Origin of the sequence: Cylindrospermum stagnale PCC 7417, assembly GCF_000317535.1 — a bacterium.
Classification (GTDB): Bacteria; Cyanobacteriota; Cyanobacteriia; order Cyanobacteriales; family Nostocaceae; genus Cylindrospermum; species Cylindrospermum stagnale.
The window spans coordinates 114212-137303 of sequence record NC_020050.1 but is presented as its reverse complement, the minus strand read 5'-3'; the positions used below and the strand labels follow the sequence as shown (position 1 = coordinate 137303).

Below are 23092 nucleotides of genomic sequence, written 5' to 3'. Positions count from 1 at the left end.
TAATGTATGAAACGCATAGTCATGATTCTGGGGGGAAAGGGCGGTACTGGGAAAACGGCTTTCACTCGACTATTGCTTGATGTACTGCACACGAATAATATCCACTATCTCGGTTATGATGCTGATACTGAAAATCCAGAACTTTTCGAGTATTATCAGAATTTTGGCTCTGGTGTACAGTTGCTAAATTTCATTGAGGTGGCTGAGGCTAAGAGATTCTTTACGGAAATTAAAGCTGATTCTCCTGATGTGGTGGTGGTGGATATGCCGGGGGCTTCTGGTAATAAGACTAGGGAAATTATCAATAAGTTTGGGCTGTTTAAGATTGCTGGTGATTTGGGTTATCGGGTGTCTCTGGTGACTGTGCTGAATCTGGGTTATTCGGTGATTACTAGCTTGAAGGCTATGCTAGAGTTCTGTGGTAATCAAGCTGATTATGTGGTGGTGAAGAATCTCTGCTGGGATAAGGGGTTAGGTTTTCAGCGTTGGGATAATAGTAAAACTAGAGTTGCTATATCGGAATTAAATGGAATAGAGATTGAACTGCCTGAGCTTGAGTATTCAACTTTTGATATGTTGATTGAGAAGGGTTTACCTTTCTCTGCGGCTACTGAGGAGAATGGGTTCCCTTTTGGGGATTATCTGCTGGTGAGTGGGTTTTTAGACCAGGCTAAACCGGAACTGGAGAAGGCTGCTGTTTATCTGGGGTTACATCAACCAGTAACTAATCAAGCTGTGGTGAGTCAGTCTTTATCAGCATCAGCAGCAGATATAAATAAATCAACAGATAACAATAAATCTGCGGTGAGTCAGTCTTTATCAGTAGATAACGGTAAATCTGTGGTGAGTCAATCATCAGCAGCAGATATCAATAAATCTGCGGTGAGTCAATCATCATCAGCAGAGGTTAATCAAGCTGTGTCTTCGACGAGTAGGAGTGCGAGTACTGCAAATAAATCAGAAGTAACTGAAACTAAAGCTCGTCGGGGGAGAAAAAAAGCCGATGAATAATAACAATAAACGCAATAGGGGCAATAGCAGTAACGGCAATAGCAATCATAACGATATCGGCATTAGCAATAGCACCAATAGCAACAGCAGTCATAGCAATAACGGCAATACCAATAGCAGTAATAACGATATCGGCAATAGCGATATCTCTACTGCCTCCAGTTCGCTCTCTTTGGGAGCTAGTGAACTGGGTGAGGTGAAGACGGCACTAGGGAGATTATATAAGGAATTTGAAAGTTTTAAGCTATCTCAAAAGGCTGAACGGGAAAAGGATAGGGCGGAGTTACAGGCATGGGCACAAACGAATTTAATCCAGAATCAACTCCTGAGTCAAGCTATGGCGACTATCGAGTTATTGACAAAGGAATTGAAGAATCAGGGAGTCTCTTGGAACGAGTTCGAGAGGAGCAATGCAGATTTGAAGCAAGAATTAAGTCGCTTGCTGTCGCCGTCTCAGAGTACGCCCAAGTCCTCGCCGACGTTAGAAAGTTTAGAGTTGAAAGGGCTAAAGAGCGAAGTATCGGAGTTGAAGCAGGGGTGGAAGGAATTGGTCAGTCACACGAACCGGTTGACTACGGTTATTCAGGAGGTGAAAAACCAGCCGCCAAGAACAATAACGATAGAAAAAGAGGTTTTTCGCTCTGAACCTCTAGGGAAATACTGGAGGATAGCGTCTCTCACTTCGTTGCTTTTTTTGGTGTTTTTCTTTGTGGTTAATCAAGTTATTCCGGTGAAAATCTCCCATGATATCACCAGCTATTTACGGGGAATATGGAAACAGACCAGCTACAGCTATACCAAGCTACAGCGGGTTGAGAAACATTTGGGTACTGAGCCAAAACGCCAAAAATAAGTTAACTATTCGCTCTTAAACATTCTCTCTCGTCCGTGTCCATGATTCATGTATTTATCTCTTATTATTGGGGGTGGACACATTGGGAGCATCCACCATGTTTTCCTTAGTGGACGCACTCGTTGCTTCATCCCGCCCTAGCCAAGCAAGGAAAATCGCCTCCCGCTCATCCTGGGGTGGGATAAACTTGTAAACCCGTTCCCGATTTTCCCTTGTCCCAAACCTACCAAGATAGGACAGCTTCATCCCCAACTTTTTCAGGAACTTTTGGCAGATCGCGATCGCACTATCCTTCTCAGAAATAGAAACCCCCAAATAGTTTTTAATCACCTGCTTATGTTCCACAGCCAGCGATCGCAATTTCTGCAACTCCACATCAGAACTGCGAAACTCCACCTCAGCATTAAACAACTGGGAAACATTCAGTTTTTCCAGTAACAGCACCGCAGGTAGCATCTGCCCCCGGTTAAAATCTGGTTTCCAGATAGCATTATTACCCTTCTCAACTTGCGCTTTAGCCTTGGAAGCATCACGGGCTACCAAAAACTTACGCCCAAGGTTTAAATAATAATGCAGCCGCAGCTGTAGATACCAACCAGAATCATCCTTTCTGACAATTTCCGGTGTTACTTCCACCCCATAACGCTGGGATATATCAGCTTTACGCTCCTGCTGGCGTTCGCTCTTAGTTTTAGCCCGTTTCTCTGACAGTTTCTTGAGTTCAGCATCTGAGAGCTTTTCAGCAGTGGCGATTTCCTCGCACTGAGTAGTGTGCAATTCCTCAGCAGCATTCTGTACCTCATTGAAAACCTGCTCAGTTTCCTTAGAGTCCAATTTCAAGCTATCTGCATCAATAATTGTATAACCATCATCAGCCAAACCTTGCAGCACCGAGTCACGGTAACATTTAGTTTGGGCATTAATCACACAAGCACGTTTTGCCCAAGTTTGTAGAGATTCTGGCTGAAAATTCTCATCAATGTAGCTGTAATCAGCATTATCCGCCGCTGACAATAAGGCAATATTCGCCCGCGTAGCTGCGTGTTGACTAGCCAGCAGTACCCCCATCGACGTGGAGCCATTCCCAATCACTCCTAGCCCCTGCTTTCTCACCCAGATATGGCGGTCAACGTTTTCTCGCAGCCGTGCCAGCATTTGCCGCACAGAGTTAACAGCTTGGACGCCCTGGAAAACTCCCCAGACTGCTGAGAAATGGGACTTGATATCAATGGACACCCCAGTTTCTAGGCTAGGTGAGGCAATAACCAAGTCATATTCTGTCAAAATTTCGTTTAGGTGAGCAATACAGCCATAAGCAGGGTGACTAGGGTCTGCCACGCTAACGCTATCAATCCGCAAAATGCGTAAATGTGGGAATTTACGTCGGTAACGTGCTTCTAAAGCCTGTGTCCCCCATTTGGATTTGGCTTTTTGGGCAGAACAGCACAGTAGATGATGTCCACCATCAAGAGCCATGGCCTTATCCAATGCAGCAATTACATTCCTGGGGTCGTTACCTTGATAATTATAACAATTCCCAGATTGGGGCTGATAATTGTTAAGAATTACAAAGGGGTTAATGTGAATTCCCCCAGCCAGGGAGCGGATATAATTTACGTCAGCATCGCTTAAATCGGCAGAGGAGAGGTAGATTTTCCCCTGTGGGCTGCTGAGGACGTTTTGAACTAATTTTTTCAGATTGTCAAGGACAGCAACACGGCGTTTAGATACCTCAGTGCCGGAGTTTAACAGATGCCAGAATACTTGGTCAGCTTCGTCGATGATGACGATATCGTTAGACCAGTCGTTGGGGTTGAATTTGGCTTGGCTCTCTGTGTGTAAGGAGTCAATACACACTCCGTAACCGAGTAAGTCCCCTATTTCTGAATCGTGAATTTCTGTGACATAGTTAACGCCAAAACGATTGCACAGGGCTTCACCTAATTGAATGCGGTGGGTTATAACCAGTACCCTCTGCCCCTGGTCATGCGCTCTGGCTACAACACTTGCCAGCCATTCGGTTTTGCCTGTGCCTTTTGGCGCTTTCAGGACGATGAGCTTTTCACCAGCGGGGATGAGGATTTGTCCCAGAAACCGTTGGTTGAGGGCGATGGCAGGGGGGTAAGTTAGTAGGGTAGACAGCCGTATTTGCCACATGGACAAGGCTTCGGCTGTGTTGTAGAGGGCGTGGAATGCGTCTTGACCCAATGCGGCGATGAAGTCATCTACTCCTTTTTCTGCCCCTGCTGGTAAATCTATCACCCTAACTTCACAGCCAGCACCAATGAGTAAGCGTCCCATGCGGTTAATAGCGGTTCTTACCCGTTGGCGAGTTTCTGCTTTGCTGTCATGGTCGAAACAAATATTTACTTGTCTGCCCAATGAGGCAAAGTGTTTAATTTCAGGGATGAGGTAAGGCTTACCAATGGCGTTATCATCTTCATCTTTAGGGGTGCGGTAGCCACCATTGACTCCAGGGAGGGCGATCGCCACATACCCAGCAGAAAGTAATGCTGCTGCTTTCTTTACGCCTTCTACAATGATTACTGGGACGTTGTGCAGCCAAACCCAGTGCCAGAAGCCACCAGGGTTTTGTCTGTCTTCTTCGGTGATGGGGATGCCGCAGCGGTTTGAAATTTTTGCCCAAATTTTCTCGGTGACGTACGGGAAGAAGGCCCTGGTTGCTTCTTTGTAGGGATGCTCGTATTTGATTATCTTATGAATTTTCTGCTTGTTGCGCCGGGGCTTATCGGGCTTGAAGCATCCCCACGGCATTGGTTGGTAGTTATTCAAGGGGTCAATGCCGTTACACCACCAACCCCCATGTTCTATGTGGCGATAGTTCCTTAAATCTCCATCCCGTAAGCGTCCATCGTTGCGGCGGGAGATTTTGGGGCTGTAGAGCAGATATTCGTAGGGGGTTGTTCCCCAGAGTGATCGCAGGTTGGCGGTGATCAGTTCTGGGTCAATGGCACTTGAGAGCCATTCGTCCCAATGGGGTTGAGCAATTTCTGGTGTGGAGTATGTTAGTTGATTGTTAGTTAGCACGGTAAAATCCCCAGATACTTGGTTGAGTATCAGAGGGGGTTATTCGTGCTGCACTTACATATCTACGAAATCTGCTGCTTTGCTTGATGCTGGCTATTCTGGGAGAGGAACAAATAATTTCAGGACTTACACAGGTGGTTTAAAAATCTCTTGGTGCAGGTGCAGGTGGTAGAGAAAACGCCAAAACTATTACTGCACGGCGCATCCCACACATCACACTCTGTCTCAACCAGTAATTCTTTTGCGTAAATCTTAAATCGGATCATTTGTTTTCTAAAAATATTCCTCTAGAAACGGATTCCATTGCAGCGGCGACTCGTATAATATGAATGAGAAGCACCTGCCCCTGCTGGTGCAGCACAAAATAATCTCAAGAAAGCCAATTGGTGGGAAAGTCGCCAAACTAAACGCCACTTCTTTGGTTTCTTTGAAATTAACCCCACTCTGATCGAGCAAAGTCAGATGTGCCATTTTTATAAAGGGACAAAGCGTGTACTATAGGTGTGCGTTTTGTCCTTTTGGCATTTTTGGCGATATTATCTCTTCACATAAGTTACTCGCTTCATTTAAGTAGTAGCCTGATCTTACAGAAGTTTGGGACTCATGCAATCTAACATTTGTTTGATTTTTCACTTTAAATTTCGCTACATCTGTTGATTAGGGTACAGGGTAATCAAGCGTGCTGGTGACTGCCTCGTGCCTGCTGACCAGTTCCTCAAATCTGTTACGGCGTCAAATTCCTGATCAGGCGTGTCTGGTTGGTTTTCTTCCGTCATAATGAGTCACGCTCTGTGTTGGCTCTTTCGAGTAGCGCTTTCTTGACTATCGCACTTATTAACTGGGGTACTGTACGAAATTCAGATTTAGCCCATTTTTCTAGTGTGCTGTACTCATCCGGGTCAAAGCTGATAGTTGTTCTTGGTCGTTTAGTAGCCATGAATAGCATCACTTATCTATCTAACCGCCATTATCATCCATCAGCACCAATACGTTTAAAATACATCACTAATAAACTTTGTTGACAAGTGATGTACTTGTTGATTACCATAACTCTATAACCACGAATTAGGCAAGAATTGTTCACCAATTACTACCCAATACAGCCATGTAACGCAGTTGCAGACTGACTTTTGAGGGGATTTAGCGCAAATGTGACCAATACTGCCACCAATATTTACCCAATTACTGACCAATGATTAACCAATATGAGGCCGCGACGTAACCAAACTTCGTGTAATAGCGATATTTTTCTTGACTATCCAGCAACAAAAACTGAACTTGCAGACATCTTGGGAGTCCATCGGAACACGGTTGTTAATTGGTGTGACCTGGCATTTTGGCGTATTGGCCACTTTCGCAATGCCTATCCTAAAAAATCCGATGGCACGACAGACAGAGAATCACCTCTCAGCCCTTACCAAAGCTGGGTTATCTGCAAACTAGGTAGAGCAATGTTGCATACCCGCAACAAGGAACGACTGAAAGAAGCAATCAAGGCAAAGCAAAACGAATTTAGCCGCTATGCCTACGAAAACCAACGTAAAAACGTATTCAAGCTAGGAGCATAACCCCAATGGCAAGAACCACGAAACAACCTGAACAACCTGAAACCATTACCATTGCTGAACTGTGCCAAAAGTTTGAAATTTCAGAGGAGGTACTGAGACTAGCGATCGCAGACCTATACCCAGACTTCGACACCCTTAAAGCAGTCCCAAAAGCTGATTTAGACCAAATCACTGCCAAAATTCCAACGCTGCTACCCCCCTCAAATTCACGAGAAAATCCCCAACCAGAACCAGAACACCAGCCGCAGGCCGCACCACTAGCAACTCAAGCACAACAGCAGCAGATTACCACTGCACCCCAACAACTACAGCAACCGACAATCACAGACTTGATTACCCGCCAAGTTGGGGAGGAAGTGCAGTTAGTTGATGCCATCGCCGATATCCGCAACCAGCTTGTGGTTAACGTTGTCACCGCACGTAATACAGAATTAGTAGAAACTCTCAACCAGAATTGGCAAGCCCAAAAAGCTGGGTATCTAGGCACTCTCAACGGATTAGTAGAACTAGCACGGGAAACAACACCCTTCACCCCAGACGAAATCAACCTACAGGCAGAAATTGACGCTGCCATGTCAGCACTGGGAAAAAAATTAGCATCCTAGAGGCACAAAAGCATCAATTAGCAAGGGCTAAAGCCTCTAGGAAGTCAACCAAACTAAACCCGCTACTACTGCCTTTTGACTTTCTGAACCACTGCTTAGAAACAATTGCCAAATTACTTGGAGGATAGACCGATGGGAATTTTAAAAGCATTTGATGGACTAAACAATTTAATGGCTAAAGCTGTGAATACTCTACTAGGTGGACAATACGCTAATTATTCTTACTAGCCGAAAACTCAGATAAAACTAGGAGAAAAATGAATTCACTTTCAGAACTCATTGCTCAAGCCCAACAAGTGATAGCCCAAATCACCCAACATCCCGACTACAAAGCACTGGAAGCTAAAGGATATCAACCTGACCTAAATATCTATGATGCCAGCACAGCACTTACTTATCTTGATTGGGAGGTGAATAGTGAAACTTAATTCTGTCTATGACAGCACATTGTTGAGCAAATCAAATGTTTATCAAATTCAGGGGATACTCTACCGATTCCTCTACAAAGACGGGTCAATCCAGCATCCTCAATATTTGTTCCGTCCTCTGCCAGGACAAAAGAAAAAAGCCGATTTACAACTCAACCACAGCAAACTAATTACCCGCTGTCAAGAAGTAGAAGGCATGACCACAAATGCATCTGTCGTAGATGACAAGTCAATTCAAATGTCACTTTTTTGAAAGGCAACCTCCCCTCCGACCAAGAAGTAAGAGATTGCCTGACTATCTACCGAAAATACAGCAGATACTAGGATTCTATAACATGACAGACTCGGTTTTTGACCCCATCAATTTTGGTGATATTGATTTTGACGATATTGAATCGGGCATTGAAAGTATCAATGACGTGCCCCTGGATGAATGGGTAGGTCAACACCAAGAACAGCTAGATGTTTATTTCGACACCCTAACAAATGCGGGTGTACCTGAAGATTTAGCATCAGAGTCAGCCAAAATCTTAATTAACGATAATCCAAATCTTCCTTCTTTAGGGAGAAGTGAGCAAGACCAAGCAACCATCTCTTCATCTTGGCAGTTTTTGCAAAATGAAGTTGATAGCGTTGGGTTTCCAGAAGGACAAATATTGCCACATTGTAATGGTGATGCTGACCTATGCGGAGAATTATCAGCAATTTACCACCAGGGAGGAGAATTCCCCACAACGGGTAATGAGGCACTAGATAGAGTGTGTGGTTATCTGGGTGAAACTTCAGGCTATGGACTCTTTGCAGAATATTTGGGGGAAGAGTAAACAATGGCACGTAATTATGGTTCTGCCACACTGAAAAACCATATCCCTGGTGTGGCCCCCGGTACGCTCAACGCAATGGGGCAATTGTTCGGTGTCAGTGCTGAAGATTTTGCCGCAGCTGTCAACGGCGACCAAGAGACAATCAAGCGGGTTGCTGATATGGCAAGGCTTTCGGATATAGCCAAAGCCTACCTACCCAAGGCGTTGGAGGCATATCGCAAGGTAATCGAGACTACTGGCGATATTAATGAAGCATACAGTGAGCTGGTGAAACTAACCCAGAAGCATGGGGCGCAAACCCTGAAAGCGATTAACTCTTCACAGTTGGCAGAACAGCGACTGTACAATGAAACCGTGGAAATGAAGGCGGAACTAGTCAATGCTACGACCGCAGAAGCTACCCGACACGCGCAGCGCTCCTCCTTAATTGTGATAGCAGGGGCGACTGCTGATTTGATGGCTCTAGCAAAACATGAGGCTGATTTAGCTAGAGCCGCCGCCCGTGTGCCGGATGCCCAAGATGCAGCTGATTTGGCTTATGAAACTGCTGTTACTTCTGCATTGTGGGCAAAGGGCAGTGAGGCGAAAACTGACCGTATCCCCAAACCTAACTTTATCCGCACTGCTGGACTTTCCAAGGTGGGCGATTGGTTTAAGAATTTTATGGGGCTTTAATCAGTAGCCAGTTCAAAAGCCAGAGGATTGCACTACCTCTGGCTTTCCTATGGGCCTTATAGGAGGTAGCGTATGCAAGATTTAGATCAACTTTTATCGCAATGGAAGCCCCAACAGGCCCAACCCTTGCTCTGGGGGGAAGCCCAAAAAGTCACGCCAGAAGATGACGACGGCGATCGCCTTGAGCAATCCATTAGAGAAGTTTTTAGCAGTAAGCAACTGTTAAATAAGGCACTGGCTACATTTTTAGGCGTTTTCACAGCTAACTGTGGGGTAAGTTTGATGTCCAGTTTGGGAATATCGGCGATCGCATCAGGCACACTTGGCAGCATTGTACTTGGGCTATTCCTAGCCAATACCCTCAGCAAACTCAGCTACGACGGCAGAATCCACATTGACCAAGATTTTATCCTTGCAGCTGCTCAAACCGTCAGTGTGGGTGCAGCTCTGTTTCTGGCATTCGACGAGTACCGAACTGTTTCAAACGCAAGCATTACAGGCAAACAACGATTCTACCAAGAAGTTAAGGAATACGAGGTTAAGCCCACACCATCGAGTAATGCACCGTGGCTAGTTGTGGGTGTTGTGGCTTTTGCAGTGCTGGCAGTTGCAGCAGTTTTGAGGGGGAAACGATGAAACGTAAGTACTTATTCGAGTGAAACGATGAAACTGCCAGCACTTGGGGGAAGCGATGAAACGTAAACAGTTTGAGGAATATAAGCGCTCTGGCACTGCCAACAACATCACTGTAGGAGTATTGGCAGTGCTAGGGCTGATATGTGGTGCTAAATCCTTCACAGGTACACAGATTACCCTAGTAGAATATTGTTTCAAACCCAACAACTCACCTAAATTTTGCACAGATGGCAAGCGCTATGTGATGCCAGAATTGGAATTTAATGCTGAAAAATTCTCCCCCAGTAACCCAGAATTTCAGCGTGAGGGGAATTTCCTACCAGCTAAGGCAACTAGACTCAGGACAATTCCCCCAAGTAACCCCAACAAGCCGATTTGGGGACTAGCTGCAACTGTGCTAATGGGTGGAGCCTACGGACTGAGTAAAGCCCGTGAGCGTAGATTGGTGCAACTTCTGCCTCAGTACCGGGAAGAAGTGCGTACCAGTTGGCTAATTACCAAACTACGTGAGGCGTTGCGACTGCATAAAGAAGCCTATAGCGCCCAAGTGGATTATGAATTCCACCGCTGGCTGGAAGATAGGAGAGCTAGGGGCGCACAGTTAGCCGCGATGAGTCCTCAAGAATTAGCAGTTTATCAGCAACAGGTGAGGTTGATGGCAGAAGCTTCTGCACAAAGGCAACTACAACAGACGATGGGTAAACCTGCTGGGGCATTACCGGGGCAATCCATGCAAGATGTTGCCCGTGGTGATGACAAGATTACTGGCACTGACCAACAGGCGATCGCTACGCCCGCCTCCGGCATCGCTCCGCCCGTTGAAGACATCACTCCTTCTAATGAACCAAAAATATCACCTACGGTGGGCGGTACGCGCGAGCTTGACCACTCAAGCGAAAATATAGGCAAGGCTATTCTGGACTCTGTGATAACTTCCCGGTTGTCTACGCTGATTGTCGGGGGTACAGGTGCTGGTAAGTCAGTTACCCAAAGTTACATTTTGACTAACATTCTACGACGTTACTCTGATGCTGAGGTCTGGGTCATTGCTCAAAAGAATGATTCTTTCTGTGGTCTGGATAAGAAGGGGCGGGTAGTACTTTTTGACTCTTTAGACCCGGCTGCGGCTCTATCTGTAATTGACCATGTACACAGCATCTACGACAAACGCCGTCGTCTACCAGAACACTCACGCTGGGATTTATCTCCAGTCCGGTTGATTTTGGCTGATTGGCTCTCGATTAATCAAGCTTTGGATGAGGCTAAAAATGAGGAGCCTGTCAAAAGTTCTAAGTACTTAACAAAGCTCTCAGACATTATTTACAATGGGCGGGAGTTAAATGTTTCTTTAAGAGTTGATTTGCAGAGTTTTAATTTAGCTGCTATTGGTTTAAAAGCTGACCGCAACAGCCGTAAGAATTTTAACTTGATTGGCTTGGGTAATTATTCGGTTGATGAGTTTGGTGGGATTAATGAAAGCTACGGTGTGCTTGCCAATATGGTAGGTAATAAGGATATGGTTCCTGATGAAGAGGAGCGGGCAGCTCTGCTGGTAGTATTTAAAAGCTTGAAGCCGATATCTAGAGCTAATCAGCGTCCTATTATTTTTACTACTCTTGAACCTGCTAGGGTGGCGTTGCTGCCTGACTTAACAGCTTATAAACCAGGTCAGCAGCAACTTACTAAACTTGATACTGTGTCGCCTGATTATCTTGAAACTTTGCTGCAACTTGAATTTGAGATTGAGCCAAAGACAGGTGATGGTGCAACGCCTCCAGGAGGTATAGAGAGGGAGCGGACTGGAGAAAGCGATGCCGGAGGCGGGCGTAGCGATCGCCCGAATGAACATCCCGAATTGGAACCGTCTGAACTGCCATCTGAACTGCTGAACCAACCGACTGATGAGGACGCAAGCCTAAACACAACTCAGTTCTACACGCCGCTGAAATTGAACAGAGAGCAGGTTTTGGAACTGATTAACCGTCTGAAACCTGAACTGAACCAAACGGAGATCATCGAGCGCTTATGGCAGTGCAAGAAGGGCGGTTCAGCCGCTTGGAAACAAGCTTATGCCCAGTTCAAGGAATTAATGGGGGAGTAGCAGGGAGCAACGCTCCAAAGTGAGATCGGGCTTTAATTCTCAATTCCACCGCTAGATTCTCAACAAAACCGGGTATTTTCGTTGCGAGCGCATCCCGAAATAGGCTATTTACGTACCCGATTTCAGCACCTCACTTTTTCGCGTTGCTCCCGAGTAGCAGTAGTTAAAGGAATATTCAAGACAAAACCCTCTGAGAAATACTGAGGGATTTTCTGTTTGGTGAGGTTGGCTGAAATCCGTCACTGACTCCAAGGGGAGGGGATTAGCGCTGATAACTCACGCCTTTAGATAAGTAAATATTATACAAAGTATCATTTTTACTCAAGCTAATTTGTTGCTTAAGTTTTGTAAAGCAGTGTAAAGTATTGTTACAAGCAAGAAACAAACTTGCCTGATTCATAAAAAACATAACCGCAATCATAAAACCATGACCACAACCTTACAACAGCGCTCCAGCGCCAACGTATGGGATCGCTTCTGCGAATTCATTACCAGCACCAACAACCGCCTCTACATCGGCTGGTTCGGTGTATTAATGATTCCCACCCTCCTAGCTGCAACCACCTGCTTCATCATCGCTTTCATCGCCGCTCCCCCCGTTGACATCGACGGTATCCGTGAGCCAGTTGCAGGTTCCTTAATGTACGGAAACAACATCATCTCCGGTGCAGTTGTTCCTTCTTCTAACGCTATTGGTTTGCACTTCTACCCCATTTGGGAAGCTGCTTCCTTAGATGAGTGGTTGTACAACGGTGGCCCTTACCAATTGGTAGTATTCCACTTCTTAACTGGCGTATTCTGCTACCTGGGTCGTGAGTGGGAACTTTCCTACCGCTTGGGAATGCGTCCTTGGATTTGCCTAGCTTTCTCTGCTCCTGTTGCAGCCGCTACCGCAGTCTTCTTAATCTACCCCATCGGTCAAGGTTCATTCTCTGATGGTATGCCTTTGGGTATCTCTGGAACCTTCAACTTCATGATTGTGTTCCAAGCTGAACATAACATCTTGATGCACCCCTTCCATATGCTTGGTGTAGCTGGTGTGTTTGGTGGAAGCTTATTCTCTGCAATGCACGGTTCTCTAGTTACTTCTTCCTTGGTTCGGGAAACCACCGAAACCGAATCCTTGAACTACGGTTACAAGTTCGGACAAGAAGAAGAAACCTACAACATTGTTGCTGCTCACGGCTACTTCGGTCGCTTAATCTTCCAATACGCTTCATTCAACAACAGCCGTCAACTGCACTTCTTGCTAGCTGCATGGCCTGTAATCGGGATTTGGTTTACCGCTTTGGGTGTGAGCACAATGGCTTTCAACTTGAACGGTTTCAACTTCAACCAATCAATCATTGATTCTCAAGGTCGTGTCATCGGTACTTGGGCTGATGTCATCAACCGCGCTAACCTGGGTATGGAAGTAATGCACGAGCGTAACGCTCACAACTTCCCTCTAGATTTGGCTGCTGGTGATGTTGCTCCTGTGGCTTTAACTGCTCCTGCTATCAACGGTTAATTTTCCCGGACATCAGTAATAGTTTCTCTGCGAATAAAAGGCGCTCTTCCGATGGGGAGGGCGCTTTTGATTTGGGGGTCAAGTTGACCTTCTTTTGAATTCAAAATTAATCAATTCAAAATGAAGAAGAATTAAGATTTTGAATTGATTAATTTTGGGTACAAGCCCCCGCCATAATCTTTGATTTGGCGGTCAACAAGAAAGTGGCTCCTTCACGCTCCCACTAATTGTCTTTAATTTTGAATTGATAATTTTGAATTTTGAATTGAATTGAGGCTCTATAATACCGAGCGTCAATTATCTGTATAATCCCCAAGGATTGGGCGCTCTCTGTTCTCATAAGTTAGACTCATTATCCTTAACCGGGAAATATCGACGGGTATTAGGGGGTTTCTTCCAGCCAGTCAACTCAAACAGGTATTCATCCGGGTCAAGATTGAGCATCGTTGCCCATTGATTGATTGTGCTGCCGTTGATATCTATCCGCTCACACAGGTCAGTCTTAGTGAGTCCTTGTTTAATATCTCCATCAGAATATGAGAATTTGATTTGCCCTCTGGGGATGTCCTCTACCTTCTCTTTGAGAGATGATAACCCCGCATTGATAAGAGCTTGCCGTAGTTCATCAATTTCTGTCCTGAGCGAGTTAATCTCATCATTAAACTCGCTTTGTTGTTCAGCGACAGTTGCCTCAAGAGAGTCTATTTCGGTGGTTTTCACCTTAAGCTGTTTCACCTCTTGTTCGAGGTTCTCTGGCAGAACTTCAATCGGGATATTCCCCTCAAGGTAATGCTCAAGTATAATAGTGAGAGCCTGAGATGCTTTCTTGATTTTGTGTTTTTGCATCCACTTCTCCAAACTAGCGTAGAGGCTAAAGTCCAGGTATGCAGTGACTTTAGCGTGATTATCTAACCAGTCTTTAGTCGCCATGTACTCTGCTTTATCTAGTAGTGGTATGTGAAAGTTAGTTACATTTTAACAAAGGTAATTTAAAGTAAGTTACTTATAATTTAATGGTAGTTTGCTATTTGGATTTATTGAATTACTAAATTGAGTTAAGAAAACTAAAGTAAATGACTAAAAATATTCAGTGTCTGACTTTAGTTTTATAAACTATGGTTAGTATCTGACTTAGATTAAATAAGGCAAGCGGTGTGGCTCTATTAAAATTAAGTAAGTTACAGACAGCAGATGATTTGCCTTACTGTAAGGTAATGCTTTGAATAAGTAGCTTGCTTTAAGTTACTTATAATTTATGAGTAGATTAAAATACTAAACTCAGTAAGTTACTCTTGCCAAAACCCTGACTAGGGGCAGATAGCAACCCAGATATTAGATAAGACATTTTTTGAGTAAGACCAAGGTCAAAAACTGGGAGTAGAGTAGGCGGCGCAGCGGAGTGTCAGGGGCGGGCTTCCCGGATTTTGGCGGCTCCACGAGTTAATTTGTTGCCCGTCCCTGACACCGCCTACTCTAAGCGCAGCGGCTCCCAGTTTGTCGGGGCCACACGAATTGATTTGTTGAACGTCTTCTTAGTAGTGCGCCCGTGAGTAGCATTATTTGATATATAGGAATTGTCATTTTCACGATAAAATTAATAGTTAATAAGCAGCCTATTTTCGGATAATTTAGTGAAACGCGACTCCATTTATTACCAAATTTTTAAGCGCTTTCCTGCATTAATTTTTGAACTTGTTGATTACCGTCCTGAACAGGCGCTGAATTATCGATTTGAGTCGGTTGAGGTGAAAGAAACGGCCTTTCGTATTGATGGGGTCTTTTTACCTCCAGAAGGTGTAACACCCAGGATTATCTTTTTTGCAGAAGTTCAATTTCAAAAAGAGGAAGCTCTTTATCATCGCTTCTTTACTGAGTCGCTCATGTATTTGAACCGGAATCAGTCTCAATACGATGACTGGTACTGTGTGGTAATTTTTCCCTCACGTAGTTTGGAACCAAGCGATACAAGAACTCATCGAATATTTTTAAACAGCGACCAAGTGCAGCGAATTTATCTGGATGAGTTAGGTATTCCCAATACTCTGCCAATAGGCATCAATTTAATACAGTTGACAATTGCCTCAGAGAAAGAGATGGCTCTTCAAGCTCGTCTATTGATTGAGCGGGTACAATTAGAGTCAACGGACGCACTGCCGAGAAACGAAATAATAGATATTATTACAACAATTGCTGTTTACAAGTTTTCGTCTTTGAGTAGAGAGGAAGTAGAAGCTATGCTGGGACTGACTTTAGAGCAAACAAGGGTTTATCAGGAAGCGAAAGCTGAGGGTCGAGAAGAAGGTCGAGAAGAACGGGAAGCTGAAATGTTGAAAGTTACCGTCCCCCTGTTACTAAAAACGGGGATGAGTGTAGAACAGATTGCTCAACAACTCAATGTTGATGTAGAAGCTGTCCGGCTTGCTGCACAGGAGAACACGGAGAAGTAAGCGCACGAGAGCCGGTTGGTTTCGGTGTAGACATAGTGTAGACGTTGGTGCAGACTGCCGTTTCTGGTTGACCGAGTGTGAAAATCTGGGACTGGGGCTGTTAGACAGTAGAGTTGATATCACTTTTTGGTCATTGATATCAATTGCTCCTAAATTTGGTATTGCATCCGGTTTTCATTGTGCATCCAGCACACTAATCAAGCGACTTAAGCAAAACTTATGAATCCACTAGAGAATCAGGATTGTGGGCGGTGCGATTGATAAGTCTGGAGTGTGTGGAGTCAGTGACGAAACAATCAGCTTTTGGGCGGCAACAAGATGTATTAATAGTATTTAACTTTTGTACAAAAGTTAAATTAAACAATAGTACAATTCTACATTTGTAGAATGTTATATTTATAGCAATGTATTTTAGTAATTTTATATAATTGCTTTATGCCAAATTCGCCAACAGTCGTCTCCTTGGGCTTGGCTGGGGGTCAGGGGAAGTCTACAGTAGCCCTGATGCTGGGGAGGTATTTGGGGCGCTTAGGAATTCCCGTTTTGTTTGTAGATTGCGACCCCCAATCTAGCTTGACCAGTTTCTTAGGGGTGCAAGTGCAGCCTCATACCCCAACATTACTGGAAGTTCTGACACAGCCAGAAGAGAAAACAAAAATCACCGATGCCATTGCGTCCGTACCTGACGTTAAACTGAGCGACCGTATTGTTAACAATACCAACCTGTTCTTAATTCCTTCAGATGATGGGTTGGAGAGCGCCAACTATAAATTGGCTTCCAGCGGCTTAAGTCTGTTTATTCTGCGAAATCGCCTCCAACCAATTGTGAATAATTTCGGCGTGGCAATTGTAGACCCACCCCCAGAACGTTCACATTTAGCACAGACTTCCTTGGGTGCTGGGGATAGATGGGTGATTCCAGCAGAGTCAAATGTCAAGGGAGTTCAATCGCTGTTGCGGACTTTGGAATTAATCAAAGAATTTAAAGCAGCCTTACCCTATGGTGAATTACTGGGTGTAGTGCCTTTTCGCGCACGCTGGACTGGGTTGCATCCAACAAATGCTACTAAAACCAGTATTGATACGATGCGGCAGTTGGTGGGTTCGGAGTTGATGTTGCCGCATATTTTGGAATCGGATGTATTCAAAAATGCCATCAATCAACGGGTTGCGCCAACAGACTTGCTCCAGCCAAATCTGGAATATGCGATTCATGTCTTAGCTCAACGACTCAAGCCAGCTTTGCCAGAAGAATATGCCAAATTAATTCCCTCAGAACCAGTGTAATAAATTTTAATAGAAGGTGAAAACATGAATATCCTAGACGAAATCAGAAATAGAGCTACTCAACCAACAGTTGCACCACGACAAGATGTGCTATCTCCACAACAGCAGGATTCACCTACCCCCGATGTTGATGTGACATCGACTGCTGATAGCTCCGTTTCTGAACTTAAGAGATTAGAAGAGCAACTAGCTCACTTGCCTGAAATTGCGCCTAGAGTACCTGTACGTTTGGAAGTAAAAATAAAGCTTGAACTTGATGAACTATGCAACAAAGAAAAAATAACAGTTGAAACGCTCTTGGAGGCTTTTTATGTAACCTGCCAAGATAAAGATACAGTCATGAAACAAGTATTAAAAGAAGCCAAAAAACGGCTCAAGAGTCGCAAAGAAGCTGGTAATATTCGCTCTAGCATTACTCGTTTAGCTAATTTGGCTAAAAAGCTCAAGTAGCAATCAGGCCAATAGCAGACACTCACCCTTGGGCTTTCTTCCTTGAAATTTTCACTCACCCAAGTTTAACGATGTCTTGACACAATATCTAGGTGTAGAGCGCCTTCTGGCGCCAAAGGGTGTAGAGAAATGTTATTCCCGCAATCTATATGCCCTGAAAGGCTTGTAGTTGCAGCACATTTAGAGGAGGATTGATCCTAAAGCTTCTTTTCACTGCCCGTGAACATCCACGCGATCGCTAAAAATAACTTCAACCCTGAGTCACTCGCACTAACAGAGCCGCTGCCCATCACCTTGCACCCAGCTGAAGTTTATATCAACAGTCTTGGGGAGGGTTCAAGGCGGACGATGCGGGAGGCGTTGAATGCGATCGCTTCTCTTTTGACCAATAATACTTGTGATGCTAGTACTTTAGACTGGTCTAAGTTGCGTTACCAGCACACTGCTGCGGTACGGTCGGTGCTGATGGAAAAATACAGTCCGGCAATGGCTAATAAAATGTTGTGTGCGTTGCGGCGGACGCTTAAGGAAGCATGGCGCTTGGGGTTAATGTCCACGGATGAGTATGGACGAGCGGTTGATATTGAATCTGTGCGGGGCAAAAGTTTGTTGAAAGGGCGAGAAATTGATGCTGAAGAAATCTCTGCACTTTGGGATGATTGTATTCAAGATGACTCTACATTGGGTCGGAGGGATGCGGCACTGCTGGCAGTTTTGACGGTAGGGTTGCGTCGCAGTGAGGTGACTTACCTTGATTTGAGCGATTTTAAGCCGCGCAGTCGCTCACTAACAATACGTGAAGCGAAGGGGCGGAAGGAACGAATTGTCTACTTACCTGAAGGTGGTGTGCAAGCTCTCCTTGATTGGCTACTGCTCCGGGGTCAAGCACCAGGTCCGCTTTTTTATCCCTTAAATAAGGCAAAGAAAATCATACTGAGACGGATGAGTGAGCAGGGGGTGTTGCGAGCATTGCAGCGGCGGGGAGAAAAAGCTGAGGTGGATGCGTTTACACCTCATGATTTTAGAAGAACTTTTATCGGTAATCTATTGGATGCGGGGGCAGATATCGTTACCATAGCCAAACTTGCAGGTCATGCGTCGCCGAGTACTACAAGTAAGTATGATAGGCGTGGGGAAGCGGCCAAGAAACGGGCGATTGATTTGTTGAATGTACCTTACAGTAGGCGGGATAAGCGTAATTAACCCTCTCCTGAGAAACCGTATTTGCTTCGGGCTGGGGAATAAGCTCAAAACCTAGAGCTAGAGCCTTTTTCTGGAGGTTATTGATGACTCGTTCCTGGTAACGTTGTTCATAATAATCCATGCTAGGTGTAGCAACCTGCAATACTAATCGCTCAAACCTGCAATCATCACACTTTCAAACCAGGATTAAATGCAACTATAATTGTGCTTCAGCCCATTGGTTGTGTGGGTGTGTTGAAGGATTGGTCGGGCTGTGGCGTTGCATGATGGCTGTGATACGCTGACTTTGGAGCGGTTGCATGAACATACTCTTTCTCTTGCTCAGTGTGAACCGATGGCGATAGAGGCGACTGAGGGGGTTATTTATATTTATGAATAAGGATATTTACTGAATAATATTTACTGGAACTCGCTGAGGGGGTTATTTATATTTATGAATAAGGATATTTACTGAATAATATTTACTGGAACTCGCTGAGGGGGTTATTTATATTTATGAATAAGGATATTTACTGAATAATATTTACTGGAACTATTTATCGATTCTATAGAGTTTATTTATCTATCTTTAGTTAATAGGACTTACGCACTGTACAAATAGACCGTTATGTGTGATAAATTTGGTTGTTTACGACTGTTAACATCTACCCTTAGATAGATTGTGACGGCTCACCAATCGTTTTAAAATTCAATTATTTTCTAAAATGTCGGAAAATATCGATTACACACTTCATTTTTTCTGTCAATGTATAAGTTCTAACTATAAAATATTTAAAATTACAATATGTCTCAATAAACGATGTTTTTGTCAACTCATATTACATTTACGCTCTAGTTTATTGGAACTTTACCGTCGTTTATTCTTGACAGGATGTGTTCTTTCAAGATATGCTTTACATGATGTCTTAAATACATCTGTATTTAAATATTAGTTAGTAAATTATTCTCCTCCCCCCTAGCTCGACAGAAGGGGGTTAAGATAGCTATTCAACTTAACTCCCTGCTCAAAGAAATCTTGCATTGTATTGAAAACTTCTTCTCACCTGACTTTATAATTTCCTTAAAAGAATGAGTTCCTCTCTTGATGCGACGACTCAAAACTTATCCAAGACGAGAGTTAAAATTTGTTATGTCGAAGAAGAACAAAACAGAGACTTAGGAACACGGGTTTAAACGTGAGGGAATACGGTTACAAAAAGTACGGAGTTATAAGACTCTTAGCCTTATTTACTCATAAGTAATTTAGGATTGATTATAGTAATAACCTATAATCCGACTTTTTGTAAGTAGCTATCCATCTGAACTGAATTGAAGGGTAAACTGAATAACTACGCAATATGATAGTGAGGATAAATGGATGACTAATTCAATCGAAGCTGTTGATGATTCAATTACAGCTACTAATGGAAACTGGAGATTCGATCGGCAGGTAACTCAGGTTTTTGACAGTCATGTCATTAAGAGTGTACCTTTATATGAAGAAATTCAGAGAATGGTAGTTGAAATCAGCGAGTATTTTATCAGGGATAATAGTACTGTATACGACATAGGTTCTTCTACGGGCACAACTCTATTGTCTATGTGTCAACAACATAGTTCAAAGAAGAACATTAATTTATTTGGTATAGAGGAAAGCCCATCAATGATAGAAAGTGCCCGAAGTAAATGTAGCTACCCGAATGTTAATTTCATTCTTCAAGATGTAACAGACCACAATATATGTTTTGAAAATGCTAGTTTCGTAACTAGTATTCTAACAATGCAGTTCATACCCTTCAATCACAGGTTAAATGTACTCCGGAGGATTTATGGTGGTTTAGTAGAGGGCGGGGCCTTAATTATGGTTGAAAAAACTAGATGTGAAAATTCATTCTTTGAAAGTCCCTGGCTAGAGCTTTATTGGGACTTTAAAGAGAGGCAAGGTTTAACTGATTCTATGATAAGGCAGAAGTCTAAGAGTTTGAGAGGGATATTGAATCCGTTAACTCTACAACAGAACCTTGAATTGCTTAGTGAATCAGGATTTTCCGATATAGAAATATTTTTCAAGTGGTATAATTTCTCTGGTTTAATAGCAGTTAAAGGTAGGTTGATTTAATGATTGATACTGATGGCAAAAATCTTGATTTTTACACAATTCATGGAGCTAGCTTCCAACTGTTAGATCCAGATAGAAGTGTAGCTAAAGAAACTACCCAAGGACTAGACTATGAACCTGCGGTTACTCAACATTTGAAACAAATCCTAGAAAAAGAGAATCTCTGTTTTTTAGATGTAGGAGCGCATTATGGCTATTACACAGTTTATGTGAGTAAAATCAGTGCTAACAGCCGGGTTTATTCCTTTGAGCCTGGGGCGAAACACCTTGAAGTTTTGAGGCACAATCTCCGAATTAACGACGTTGAGGCTAGGGTTTATAACGTAGCTCTTTCTGATGAAACAAAGGAAGTTCTCTTTCATAATAGAACCATGAAAGTTGAAGGCGAACTAGAAACAGAAAGGATTAAAGCCACAACCTTTGATGAGTTGAATAGTCAGGAAAATATTAGACCCGAAATAGTGAAAATTGATGTGCATGGGGCTGAGGGGAAAGTGCTATATGGGATGAAAAAAGCGCTCAATGAGACTATCAAATATCTCTTTATCGAAATTCATGCTGCTCATTTGTTAGTGGATTATTCCCACCAACAAATACTGGACATCCTTTTGGAGTCAGGTTTCAAACTGTTTGAACTAGATAATTTCAGAGATACTACATCACCTATCTTCATTCCAATTGTCGATTCTGTCTACGAGAACTTCATTAACCCGAATAAGTGGACAGAGGATCACATTAAACGCGAAAGGATGGTTTTTGCTAGCAAAAATTTTTAAACCTCTGGTATCAATGATTTTGGTACGTGTCCATTTGCGTTTAAAACCTATTGTTGGGTGCAAGGTATTTGTATTGAGGATTTAGCTGCTGTGCAACTAAATCCTGTAAAATATTAGTCAGGTGATCCTCTTAATCTAGTAGTCGTGCTAGACAGAAAATTTATAAATATTAATTAATATAGAACGGCTATATTAAGGTTTTACGGAAGATTAACTGCCCTTAATTTAGAGATTAGGCAAGTACAAAAATAATTTCCATGACAATCAGCCCCATTAGAGTCGCAAAATAAATATGAAAAATCAGGCGAGTAATTTCATTCTGTATCTAGACACACGTTCTTTCCCTTTGGAAAGAGAGGAAGAGATAAAATCTGCTAGGAATGCAGGACTTAATATTGCCATAGCGGCATCTTCCTCAGAACCATACAAGAACTATAATATTGACCATTTTATTCAAGTAAATCTTGGACAATATGATATTGCAGAAGAAATCATAGTTAATGATGTGCGTTCTAACAATCTTCAAGTAAAAGGAGTAGTCGCCTGGGGAGACATATCAGTGGAACTAGCTTCTAGAGTAGGGACGGCTCTCAATTTAGCATCAACTAAGCCTGAAGCGGTTCTGAATGTACGCAATAAGGCAAATACAAGACGACTTCTAACTCAATTAGCCTCTGTTAACCCGAAATATGCAATTGTTCACGACTATAACAGCTTCAGCAATAATTTAGAAACAGTTGGTATTCCCTGTCTACTAAAACCCTCTGGGGCATCTTTCGGGAGAGGAATATTTAAAGTTGATACTTATGAGCTAGCGGAACAACGTTTTCAGCAGTTTGTTGAGTATTGTACTCCAAGTAGAGATGAAATTTACTCTTATTTCTCAGAGGAATTTCTCTTAGAAGAATATTTGAATGGAACTGAGCATTCTGTAGCAGGTATGGTAGCAGATAGCCAAGTATACATATTGGCGATTACTGATAAAAAAATTAATCGGGAAATTCCATTCCAGTACGAGAACATAGTTCCAAGTAAACTTGTACCAGAAATACAAAACCGAATTGTGGAAATAGCCCGTTTAGCAGTACAACTAATGGGTATAAACTGGTGCGGTTTTCATATTGACATAATGGTAACTGATGATGGTCCCAAGATATTAGAAATTGGGGGACGTTTAGGAGGAGAGTGTATTAACTCACACCTAATTCCATTATCTTCATCCTTTCAACTGCTTCCCTATGACTTGCTTCTACAAGTTGTTCAAGGAAACAACCCCTTTACAAAGGTAAATTTTATTAATGATGCGACTAAACAGTCAGGGATGAGGGCATTTTTACCTCCCCGACCTGGCCGGATAGTCCGCATAGAAGGTTTTGAAAGGGTAAGGAATCATCCCAATACCAGGGCGTTAATACAACTCAAAGAAATCAGTGATGAAGTGTTCCTGCCCATCGATAAAACCAATGAATATGCAGTCGGCTATGTCATAGCACAGTGCGAAGCCGGGGAAAAGATTGAAGATATCTTGGATGAACTGAGTTCTTTGGTACAGATTGAGACTGAGTAATTATT

Annotated in this window: 22 protein-coding genes; 18 read left to right on the top strand and 4 right to left on the bottom strand. The window is 43.3% G+C overall.

Annotated features, from left to right (window positions below):
• Positions 1 to 6: 6 nt before the first annotated feature.
• A complete protein-coding gene (locus CYLST_RS30175; protein WP_015328335.1) occupies positions 7 to 1011 on the top strand; it encodes a CobQ/CobB/MinD/ParA nucleotide binding domain-containing protein in 1005 nt (334 codons plus the stop codon).
• Complete coding sequence (locus CYLST_RS30170) at positions 1004 to 1864, top strand: hypothetical protein (protein ID WP_015328334.1); 861 nt, start codon at positions 1004 to 1006, stop codon at positions 1862 to 1864. The genes CYLST_RS30175 and CYLST_RS30170 overlap by 8 nt, the downstream gene beginning before the upstream one ends.
• Before the next feature lie 54 nt (positions 1865 to 1918).
• Here the strand turns inward: CYLST_RS30170 and CYLST_RS30165 are convergent, their stop codons facing one another.
• The 3 genes from CYLST_RS30165 to CYLST_RS35360 form a co-directional block, all read right to left on the bottom strand.
• A complete protein-coding gene (locus tag CYLST_RS30165; RefSeq protein ID WP_015328333.1) occupies positions 1919 to 4912 on the bottom strand; it encodes a plasmid replication protein, CyRepA1 family in 2994 nt (997 codons plus the stop codon).
• Positions 4913 to 5556: 644 nt separating this feature from the next.
• Entirely contained in the window at positions 5557 to 5688 is a 132-nt protein-coding gene (locus CYLST_RS36470) for a hypothetical protein (protein ID WP_015328332.1), read from the bottom strand.
• Positions 5685 to 5849, bottom strand: a complete 165-nt coding sequence (locus tag CYLST_RS35360; protein ID WP_172642204.1) for a hypothetical protein — start codon at positions 5847 to 5849, stop codon at positions 5685 to 5687. Before CYLST_RS35360 ends, CYLST_RS36470 begins: the two co-directional genes overlap by 4 nt.
• 268 nt (positions 5850 to 6117) lie before the next feature.
• Here CYLST_RS35360 and CYLST_RS30160 point away from each other — a divergent pair, with 268 nt between their 5' ends.
• The 9 genes from CYLST_RS30160 to psbA all read left to right on the top strand — a co-directional run bounded on the left by CYLST_RS30160 (position 6118) and on the right by psbA (position 13259).
• Positions 6118 to 6480 (top strand): hypothetical protein, encoded by a 363-nt coding sequence (locus CYLST_RS30160; RefSeq protein WP_015328330.1) that lies wholly within the window; start codon positions 6118 to 6120, stop codon positions 6478 to 6480.
• A 5-nt stretch (positions 6481 to 6485) separates the two neighbouring features.
• Positions 6486 to 7085 carry a hypothetical protein gene (locus CYLST_RS30155; protein ID WP_015328329.1) on the top strand — a complete coding sequence of 200 codons (600 nt, stop codon included), beginning with the start codon at positions 6486 to 6488 and terminating at the stop codon, positions 7083 to 7085.
• A gap of 257 nt (positions 7086 to 7342) precedes the next feature.
• Positions 7343 to 7513, top strand: coding sequence for a hypothetical protein (locus tag CYLST_RS35355; RefSeq protein WP_015328327.1), 171 nt, complete (start codon positions 7343 to 7345; stop codon positions 7511 to 7513).
• Positions 7503 to 7766 (top strand): hypothetical protein, encoded by a 264-nt coding sequence (locus CYLST_RS30150; protein WP_015328326.1) that lies wholly within the window; start codon positions 7503 to 7505, stop codon positions 7764 to 7766. Before CYLST_RS35355 ends, CYLST_RS30150 begins: the two co-directional genes overlap by 11 nt.
• Before the next feature lie 82 nt (positions 7767 to 7848).
• Complete coding sequence (locus CYLST_RS30145; protein ID WP_015328325.1) at positions 7849 to 8337, top strand: hypothetical protein; 489 nt, start codon at positions 7849 to 7851, stop codon at positions 8335 to 8337.
• Positions 8338 to 8340: 3 nt separating this feature from the next.
• Positions 8341 to 9012, top strand: a complete 672-nt coding sequence (locus CYLST_RS30140; RefSeq protein WP_015328324.1) for a hypothetical protein — start codon at positions 8341 to 8343, stop codon at positions 9010 to 9012.
• Between the two features lie 72 nt (positions 9013 to 9084).
• A complete protein-coding gene (locus CYLST_RS30135) occupies positions 9085 to 9648 on the top strand; it encodes a hypothetical protein (protein WP_015328323.1) in 564 nt (187 codons plus the stop codon).
• Positions 9649 to 9703: 55 nt separating this feature from the next.
• Positions 9704 to 11749, top strand: coding sequence for a hypothetical protein (locus CYLST_RS30130; protein WP_015328322.1), 2046 nt, complete (start codon positions 9704 to 9706; stop codon positions 11747 to 11749).
• A 427-nt stretch (positions 11750 to 12176) separates the two neighbouring features.
• Positions 12177 to 13259 (top strand): photosystem II q(b) protein, encoded by a 1083-nt coding sequence (psbA, locus tag CYLST_RS30125; RefSeq protein ID WP_015328321.1) that lies wholly within the window; start codon positions 12177 to 12179, stop codon positions 13257 to 13259.
• Between the two features lie 336 nt (positions 13260 to 13595).
• Here the strand turns inward: psbA and CYLST_RS30120 are convergent, their stop codons facing one another.
• Positions 13596 to 14189 (bottom strand): hypothetical protein, encoded by a 594-nt coding sequence (locus tag CYLST_RS30120; RefSeq protein ID WP_015328320.1) that lies wholly within the window; start codon positions 14187 to 14189, stop codon positions 13596 to 13598.
• 701 nt (positions 14190 to 14890) lie between these two features.
• Between CYLST_RS30120 and CYLST_RS30115 the strand changes: the two genes are divergently transcribed.
• From CYLST_RS30115 to CYLST_RS30085, 7 genes are all read left to right on the top strand, one after another.
• Positions 14891 to 15706, top strand: coding sequence for an Rpn family recombination-promoting nuclease/putative transposase (locus CYLST_RS30115; protein ID WP_015328319.1), 816 nt, complete (start codon positions 14891 to 14893; stop codon positions 15704 to 15706).
• 435 nt (positions 15707 to 16141) lie between these two features.
• On the top strand, positions 16142 to 16993 hold the full coding sequence (locus tag CYLST_RS30110; RefSeq protein WP_015328318.1) for a ParA family protein: 852 nt from the start codon (positions 16142 to 16144) through the stop codon (positions 16991 to 16993).
• 24 nt (positions 16994 to 17017) lie between these two features.
• Positions 17018 to 17443: a carboxysome distribution maintenance protein McdB gene (locus CYLST_RS30105; protein ID WP_015328317.1), complete on the top strand. Its 426-nt coding sequence runs from the start codon at positions 17018 to 17020 to the stop codon at positions 17441 to 17443.
• A 219-nt stretch (positions 17444 to 17662) separates the two neighbouring features.
• Positions 17663 to 18646 (top strand): tyrosine-type recombinase/integrase, encoded by a 984-nt coding sequence (locus CYLST_RS30100; protein WP_015328316.1) that lies wholly within the window; start codon positions 17663 to 17665, stop codon positions 18644 to 18646.
• Between the two features lie 1357 nt (positions 18647 to 20003).
• The gene (locus CYLST_RS30095) at positions 20004 to 20744 is read left to right on the top strand and encodes a methyltransferase domain-containing protein (protein ID WP_015328315.1); all 741 of its coding nucleotides are present in this window, start codon (positions 20004 to 20006) and stop codon (positions 20742 to 20744) included.
• Positions 20744 to 21520, top strand: coding sequence for an FkbM family methyltransferase (locus CYLST_RS30090; RefSeq protein ID WP_015328314.1), 777 nt, complete (start codon positions 20744 to 20746; stop codon positions 21518 to 21520). Before CYLST_RS30095 ends, CYLST_RS30090 begins: the two co-directional genes overlap by 1 nt.
• 292 nt (positions 21521 to 21812) lie before the next feature.
• Positions 21813 to 23087, top strand: a complete 1275-nt coding sequence (locus tag CYLST_RS30085) for an ATP-grasp domain-containing protein (protein ID WP_015328313.1) — start codon at positions 21813 to 21815, stop codon at positions 23085 to 23087.
• The last annotated feature ends 5 nt before the right edge of the window (positions 23088 to 23092 follow it).

Coding starts and splice junctions, on each gene's coding strand:
- CYLST_RS30170 (WP_015328334.1), top strand. CDS start 1,004: ATGAATAATAACAATAAACGCAATAGGGGCAATAGCAGTAACGGCAAT.
- CYLST_RS30085 (WP_015328313.1), top strand. CDS start 21,813: ATGAAAAATCAGGCGAGTAATTTCATTCTGTATCTAGACACACGTTCT.
- psbA (WP_015328321.1), top strand. CDS start 12,177: ATGACCACAACCTTACAACAGCGCTCCAGCGCCAACGTATGGGATCGC.
- CYLST_RS30155 (WP_015328329.1), top strand. CDS start 6,486: ATGGCAAGAACCACGAAACAACCTGAACAACCTGAAACCATTACCATT.
- CYLST_RS30145 (WP_015328325.1), top strand. CDS start 7,849: ATGACAGACTCGGTTTTTGACCCCATCAATTTTGGTGATATTGATTTT.
- CYLST_RS30120 (WP_015328320.1), bottom strand. CDS start 14,189: ATGGCGACTAAAGACTGGTTAGATAATCACGCTAAAGTCACTGCATAC.
- CYLST_RS30160 (WP_015328330.1), top strand. CDS start 6,118: ATGAGGCCGCGACGTAACCAAACTTCGTGTAATAGCGATATTTTTCTT.
- CYLST_RS30090 (WP_015328314.1), top strand. CDS start 20,744: ATGATTGATACTGATGGCAAAAATCTTGATTTTTACACAATTCATGGA.
- CYLST_RS30175 (WP_015328335.1), top strand. CDS start 7: ATGAAACGCATAGTCATGATTCTGGGGGGAAAGGGCGGTACTGGGAAA.
- CYLST_RS30095 (WP_015328315.1), top strand. CDS start 20,004: ATGACTAATTCAATCGAAGCTGTTGATGATTCAATTACAGCTACTAAT.
- CYLST_RS35355 (WP_015328327.1), top strand. CDS start 7,343: ATGAATTCACTTTCAGAACTCATTGCTCAAGCCCAACAAGTGATAGCC.
- CYLST_RS30130 (WP_015328322.1), top strand. CDS start 9,704: ATGAAACGTAAACAGTTTGAGGAATATAAGCGCTCTGGCACTGCCAAC.
- CYLST_RS35360 (WP_172642204.1), bottom strand. CDS start 5,849: ATGGCTACTAAACGACCAAGAACAACTATCAGCTTTGACCCGGATGAG.
- CYLST_RS30105 (WP_015328317.1), top strand. CDS start 17,018: ATGAATATCCTAGACGAAATCAGAAATAGAGCTACTCAACCAACAGTT.
- CYLST_RS30135 (WP_015328323.1), top strand. CDS start 9,085: ATGCAAGATTTAGATCAACTTTTATCGCAATGGAAGCCCCAACAGGCC.
- CYLST_RS30140 (WP_015328324.1), top strand. CDS start 8,341: ATGGCACGTAATTATGGTTCTGCCACACTGAAAAACCATATCCCTGGT.
- CYLST_RS36470 (WP_015328332.1), bottom strand. CDS start 5,688: ATGACGGAAGAAAACCAACCAGACACGCCTGATCAGGAATTTGACGCC.
- CYLST_RS30110 (WP_015328318.1), top strand. CDS start 16,142: ATGCCAAATTCGCCAACAGTCGTCTCCTTGGGCTTGGCTGGGGGTCAG.